Source organism: Sphingomonas bacterium (genome assembly GCF_903643065.1).
In the GTDB taxonomy this organism is placed as follows: Bacteria; Pseudomonadota; Alphaproteobacteria; order Sphingomonadales; family Sphingomonadaceae; genus Sphingomonas.
Window position 1 is genome coordinate 1 of record NZ_CAHJWX010000120.1, and the last position, 6,293, is coordinate 6,293.

Below are 6,293 nucleotides of genomic sequence, written 5' to 3' on the forward strand. Positions count from 1 at the left end.
CAGCACGGCGCGGATGCGCGCGAGCAGCTCGCGCGGCTCGAACGGCTTCATCAGGTAATCGTCGGCGCCCAGCTCCAGTCCGACGACGCGGTCGATCACGTCGCGCCGCGCGGTGAGCATGACGATGCCCATCCGCTCGGGCCGGGCGCGCAGCCGCTTGGCGATGGCGAAGCCGTCCTCGCCGGGCATGGTCACGTCGAGCACCGCCAGCTCGATCGGGCCGGCGGCGAGCGCCGCGTCGAGCGCGGCGCCGCCATCGGCCTCCACCACGTCGAGCCCATTCTCACGCAAATAGGCGGCGACCGGCTCGCGCAGATCCTCCTCGTCGTCGACGAGCACGAGGCGCGGCGCGGTCATGCCGTGCCCAGTTCGGCGAGGAAGCGATGGACGCTGTCGGGCATGAACGGCTTCTCCAGCACGGGGCGGCCGGCGCCGGCCAGGAACCGCGCGGCGCCCGAGCCCAGCGTGTCGCCGGTGACGAAGCCGATGCGGCTGCTCAGCTCCGGCCGATGCGCGACGATCCAGTCGTGCAGCGCGGGGCCATCGACGCCAGGCATGCGGATGTCGCTGATCACCAGATCATAGTCGGGGCCCGCCGCCAGCCGCGCCTGCGCCGCCGCGCCGCCGATCACGATCTCGCACGCATAGCCCTCGATCGACAGGAAATCGGCGAGCGACGCCGCGATCTCCTCCTCGTCGTCCACCACCAGCGCGCGGCGCGGGCCGGCGAGCGCGGGGCCGGCGGCGACCGGCTCGACGCGGGCGAGCAGATGGCGTTCGTCGATCGGCATGGTCAGCCGGAACACCGCGCCCGTATCGGACGGGGCGAGCGTCAGTCGTCCGCCATGCGCCTCCGCCAGTCCCTGGCTGAACGACAGCCCGACGCCGGTGCCCTCGCCCTGCGGCTTGGTGGTGTAGAAGGGCTCGAAGATGCGCCGGCGTGCCTCGGGCGGTACGCCGGGGCCGGTGTCCGCCACCTCCAGGATGACGGTGCGCGGCTCCGGCCCGCGTGCGGTGGCGACGGTGAGCCAGCGCAGCCCCGGTTGCCCCGCCATCGCCTGCTGCGCGTTGACGATCAGGTTGGTGACGATCTGATGCAGCTGGTCGCTGTCGGCGGCGATCAGGGGGAGATTGGGCGCGAGCAACCGCGTGACGCCGATGCCGTCGGCGCGCAGCCCGTATTCGGCCAGCTCCAGCGCCGATTGCGCGGCCTGGTTGAGGTCGATCGCGCAACGCTCCGGCGTCTTCTGGCGCGCCATGGCGAGGAAGGTCTGGACGATGCGCGCGCAGCGATCGGCGGCCTTCCTGATCTTGCGCGCGCGGTCGCCCAGCTCGGAGGCGGCGGCCTGGCGCTCCATCATCACCGCCTGCGCAACGACGATCGACAGCGGGTTGTTGAGCTCGTGGCTGACGCCGGCGAGCAGGGAGCCGAGCGCGGACAGCTTCTCCGCCTGGTAGAGCGCGTCGCGCGAGCGTTCCAGCGCGGCCTCCGCCTGGCGCCTGGCGGTCAGGTCGAGGGTAAAGCCGGCGGTGGCGACGGTGCCGTCCGCCTCGACCGGGAAGGTGATCGACAGGAGCGAGGCGTCGCGGTCGGGGGCGGGCGCCACGATCTCCTCGCGCACCACCTGACCCGCCAGCGCGCGCGCGTCCATCGCGGCGATGCGGGCGGCGGTCTCGGGCGCGAACAGGTCGGCGGCGGTGTGGCCGACGATCTCGGCCGCCGGCCGGCCCAGCGCCGCGCCCAGTTCCGGGCTGGCGCGGCGATAGCAGCCGTTCGCGTCCTTCAGGTGCATGCCGACGGGTGCGTGCGCGATAAAGGCGGCGAGCAACGCTTCCGACCGCGCCAGCTGCTCGGCCAGCGCGTCGCGCTCGGCGCGCAAGGCCGCCGGGTCGTCTCTCGCGACGAGGCTCGCGATGGTCGTGGCCATGCCGTTCCCCCACCCGGCGCGGCCCCGGTGCGCGGCATCGGAACCCCCTCCCGATGCCCCGCGAGCTACGCACGACGGACTCGGCGCTATGCCGCAAATCGGCTCGCGGGGGAAGCTGGTGTCGGCCGCGCTCGCGACCGCCGGTTCCAACGGTGGCGCGGGAAGCGGCAACCCACATCGCAAATCGTTCGCAACAAGCGTTGACAGTGACAATCACTCGCAATAACCGCCGCCGCAGAAGAAGGAGTTATTGAGAATGAGTAGCAATCAACCGTTCCTGGCCCTGTCCTGCGTCAGCTTCCTGGTGTCGTCGCCCGCGCTGGCGCATGACGATCCGCGGGCGGACGAGCAGCCGAAGAAGGACGTGATCGTCAACGGCGAGCGCATCAAGCAGGCCGACGATGTTAAGCTGGTGGCACCGCTGGTCAACCTGCCCAAGTCGATTGTCGTGCTGCCGTCGGACGTGATCGAGCAGACCGGCTCCAACTCGCTCCAGGACGCGTTGCGCACAGTGCCCGGGATCACCTTCGGCGCGGCGGAGGGCGGCAACCCGATCGGCGACCGGCCCTTCATCCGCGGCTTCGATTCGCAGGGGTCGATCTATGTCGACGGCGTCCGCAGCCTGGGCTCGCAGACGCGCGAGGTGTTCGATACCGACCAGATCGAGGTGGTGCGCGGCTCCGATTCGACGCTGGGCGGGCGCGGCTCGGCGGGCGGCACGCTCAACATCATCTCCAAGCTGCCCGTCGCCGACAAATTCGGCCGGATCAGCGCGAGCTATGGCGAGGCGGACTATAAGCGCTTCACCGGCGACGTGAACCTGGCGCTCGCGGACCATATCGGGTTCCGGATCGCGGGCGTGTATCATAACCAGGACGTCGCCGGGCGCGATGCGATCCATCAGCGGCGCTGGGGCGTGGCGCCGTCGCTGACGATCGGGCTGGGCACGCCGACGCGGCTGATCGCGAGCTATTACCATCTCGAAAGCCACGAGCTGCCCGACAGCGGCATCCCTTACCTGTACACGATCGGCAACGCGCCGGGGACGGGCAACATCCTGTCGCAGCCGGCGATCGGCAACGTGGCGCTGATCAACGGCCGCACCGGCTATGTGCCGCGCACCAACTTCTACGGGCTGACCGACCGGGACTTCCGCGACGCGACCGATGACGAGGCGATGCTGCGCGTCGAGCATGATTTCGGCACGCTGACGATCCGCAACACGACGCGCTTCAACCATTCCGACCAGTCCTACATCTACACGCAGCCCGACGACTCGCAGGGCAACGTGTACGGCACCGCCGCCGTCAATCCGACGACGGGGGCCGCCGCCGCGCGCGGTGACGTGCTGACCGGCGGGCTGGTCTGGCGGCGCGGCAACACGCGTTATGGCTACACCGACGGGCTGATCGACCAGACCGACCTGTACGGCCAGTTCAAGACCGGGAGCATCGAGCATTCGATCGCGGTCGGCACCGAGTTCGCGTGGGAACAGGCGCGGCGCGGGACGTTCGTGGAGTCGACCGGCGCGACGATCACGCCGCGCTGCGATACGTCCACCATCGCGCGCTATTACTGCACCAGCCTGTTCACGCCCAACCCGAACGATCCGTGGGTGAACTATACGTCGGACACCTCGACCACGCCGACGCCGATCGTCAAGGGGCTGCCCAACACCGAGACGCAGAACGACGCCACGACGCAGGCGGTGTACGGCTTTGACTCGATCACGATCGTGCCGCGGGTGATCGTCAACCTGGGCGCGCGCTATGACCGTTTCAGCTCCGTGCTGCGGCCGGCGGTGGCGGCGGGCGCGGAGGCGATCCGGCTGCGCCGCGTCGACGGGCTGTTCAACTGGCAGGCGGGGCTGGTGCTCAAGCCGACGCGCGAGACCAGCGTCTATGCGAGCTACGCCACCGCCGCGACGCCGCCCAACAGCCTGCTGGGCGAGGGCCGCGAGGACAACGCGTTGCCGACCACGGCGACGGCCGCCAACCTCCAGCTGCTCGACGACCTGAAGCCGCAGAAGACCAAGACCTATGAGGTCGGCGCCAAGGCGAGCCTGGCGCACGAGCGGCTGCAGCTTCAGGCCGCCGCGTTCGAGACTAAAATCGACAATGCGCGCGTCACCAGCGACTCCGGCACCACCACGTTCATCGGCAAGAGCCGCATCCGGGGCATCGAGCTGACCGCGAGCGGCACAATCCTGCCCGGCTGGACGGTGTTCGGCGGCTATACCTATCTTGATCCGGTCATCCTCGACGGTGGCCAGACGATCCTGACGGCGGCGGCGGTGACGCAGACGGTGGGCGGCGTCACCACGACGCTGCGCCCGGCGGCGACGATCGCGGTGCCGAGCGTCAACACGGGCAAGCAGCTGCCGCAGACGGTGCGGAACAGCTTCACCGCGACGACCAACGTGACGCTGTTGAAGCGCTTCCAGCTCGGCGGCACCGCGATCTACAACGACCGGCAATATGGCGGCTATGCCGACAATCGCAGCTATACGCAGACCGCGACGACCGGCCCGGTCCTCAATGCCGCGACCAGGGTGCTGTATCGGTCGGTGCCGAGCTACTGGCGGTTCGACCTGCGCGGGTCGGTGGAGCTGACGCCGCAGCTGGAGCTGAGCGTCAACGCGCAGAACGTGACGGACAAGGTCTATTTCAACCAGGCCTATGCGAGCCACTATGCCTCCATCGCGCCCGGCCGGACGGTGTTCGGGACGCTGAGCCTCAAGCTGTGAGCGCGTTTCTGGCGCTGTCGCCCGACGAGGCACGTGCGGCGCTGGCGGGGCCGGCGCGCGTCGCGCTGATCCGCGAGGCGGCGGAGGCGGGGCTGGCGGATGCGCAGGCGTTGCTGGGCCAGATGCTGCTCGACGGGATCGAGGTAGAGCGCGATCCGCGCGCGGGCTTTGGCTGGTTCATGCGCGGCGCGGCGCAGGATCACCTCGTGTCGCTCAACATGGTCGGGCGCTGCTATGAGCTGGGATGGGGCGTCGCCCCCGATCCGACGCGCGCGACGGAATGCTACCGCGTCGCCGCCGAGCGTGGCATGACGGAGGGCATGTACAATTATGCGACGCAGCTGGCGCTGGGCGCCGGCGTGCCGGAGGACAAGGCGGCGGCGTTGGGCTGGTTCCGGCGCGCGGCGGCGCGCGGCTATGCCAAGGCGGAGAACTTCGTCGGCTCGTTCCACGAGGACGGCTGGGCGGGCGCGCGCGACCTGCTCGCCGCCGCGCAATGCTATAAGCGCGCGGCGGAGGGCGGCGACTTCCGCGGCTGCTTCAATCATGCGCGCATGCTGGTGGGCAAAGGCCGGGTGCGCGAGGCGCTCCGCTGGATCGGCCAGGCCGCCACGCTGGGCAACCCGCGGTTTCGCGAACAGCTGCGCGGCTGGATCGAGGAGCAGCGCGACGCTGAGCTGCGCGTGCGGGGACTGGCGGCGCTCGACCGGTGCTGACCGTCATCCCGGACCTGCTGGCGCCGGCCGAGGTGGCGCGCCTGCGCGCGCTGCTGGCGGAGGGCGAGTGGGTTGACGGCAACGCCACCTCGGGCACGCAATCCGCGCTGGCCAAGCGCAACGAGCAGCTGGCCGAAGGCTCCGGCGCGGCGCGGGAAGCGGGGGCGCTGGTGCTGGACGCGTTGGGGCGTTCGCCGGTTTTCGTCGCCGCCGCGCTGCCGCTCAAGGTGTTCCCGCCGCTGTTCAACCGCTATGCCGGGGGCCAGGCCTTCGGTGCCCATGTCGACACGGCCGTGCGTATCCAGCGCGGCAGTGACTTCCGGATCCGGGCGGACCTGTCGGCGACGATCTTCCTGGAGGAGCCGGCGGCCTATGACGGCGGCGAGCTGATCGTCGAGGGCAGTTTCGGCGAGCAATCGGTCAAGCTGCCGGCGGGACACGCGGTCGTCTATCCGTCGTCCAGCCTGCATCGCGTCGCGCCGGTGACCCGCGGGCGTCGGCTCGCCTCGTTCCTGTGGCTGCAATCGATGGTGCGCGACGACGGCGCGCGCGCGATGCTGTGGGAGCTGGATCAGGGCGTGCAGGCGGTGTCCGCCGCGATGGGGCCGGGCGACGCGGCGGCGGTGCGGCTGACGGGCGTGTACCACAACCTGCTGCGCCGCTGGGCGGACCTGTGAGCGCCGCCGCCCGCCCGGCGCGCGGCAGTCGCAAGTGGCGCAACTGGTGGATGCGCCAGCTGCATACGTGGCATTGGGTCAGCGCGGCGGTGTCGCTGACCGCGATCCTGTTGTTCGCGATCACTGGGGTGACTCTCAATCATGCCGGGTCGATCGGCGCCGTGCCGGTGGTGCGCGACGCCAAGGCGCAGCTGCCGCCGCCGCTGCTGCGCGCCTTGAGCGGCCG

Annotated in this window: 6 protein-coding genes; 4 read left to right on the top strand and 2 right to left on the bottom strand. The window is 70.6% G+C overall.

Going from position 1 to position 6,293, the window contains the following annotated elements; translation table 11 throughout:
* The coding region (locus tag HUU95_RS05775) for a response regulator transcription factor (protein ID WP_174279243.1) at window positions 1-357 on the bottom strand (357 nt) is incomplete at its 3' end.
* Window positions 354-1,928, bottom strand: coding sequence for a hybrid sensor histidine kinase/response regulator (locus HUU95_RS05780; RefSeq protein ID WP_174279244.1), 1,575 nt, complete (start codon window positions 1,926-1,928; stop codon window positions 354-356). The genes HUU95_RS05775 and HUU95_RS05780, both read right to left, overlap by 4 nt.
* A 256-nt stretch (window positions 1,929-2,184) precedes the next feature.
* Between HUU95_RS05780 and HUU95_RS05785 the strand changes: the two genes are divergently transcribed.
* From HUU95_RS05785 to HUU95_RS05800, 4 genes are all read left to right on the top strand, one after another.
* The gene (locus HUU95_RS05785; RefSeq protein WP_174279245.1) at window positions 2,185-4,674 is read left to right on the top strand and encodes a TonB-dependent receptor; all 2,490 of its coding nucleotides are present in this window, start codon (window positions 2,185-2,187) and stop codon (window positions 4,672-4,674) included.
* Window positions 4,671-5,390 carry a tetratricopeptide repeat protein gene (locus tag HUU95_RS05790; RefSeq protein WP_174279246.1) on the top strand — a complete coding sequence of 240 codons (720 nt, stop codon included), beginning with the start codon at window positions 4,671-4,673 and terminating at the stop codon, window positions 5,388-5,390. The genes HUU95_RS05785 and HUU95_RS05790 overlap by 4 nt, the downstream gene beginning before the upstream one ends.
* Window positions 5,384-6,067 (top strand): Fe2+-dependent dioxygenase, encoded by a 684-nt coding sequence (locus tag HUU95_RS05795; RefSeq protein WP_174279247.1) that lies wholly within the window; start codon window positions 5,384-5,386, stop codon window positions 6,065-6,067. Before HUU95_RS05790 ends, HUU95_RS05795 begins: the two co-directional genes overlap by 7 nt.
* A partial coding sequence (locus HUU95_RS05800; protein WP_254602647.1) for a PepSY-associated TM helix domain-containing protein occupies window positions 6,064-6,293 on the top strand: 230 nt, incomplete at its 3' end. The genes HUU95_RS05795 and HUU95_RS05800, both read left to right, overlap by 4 nt.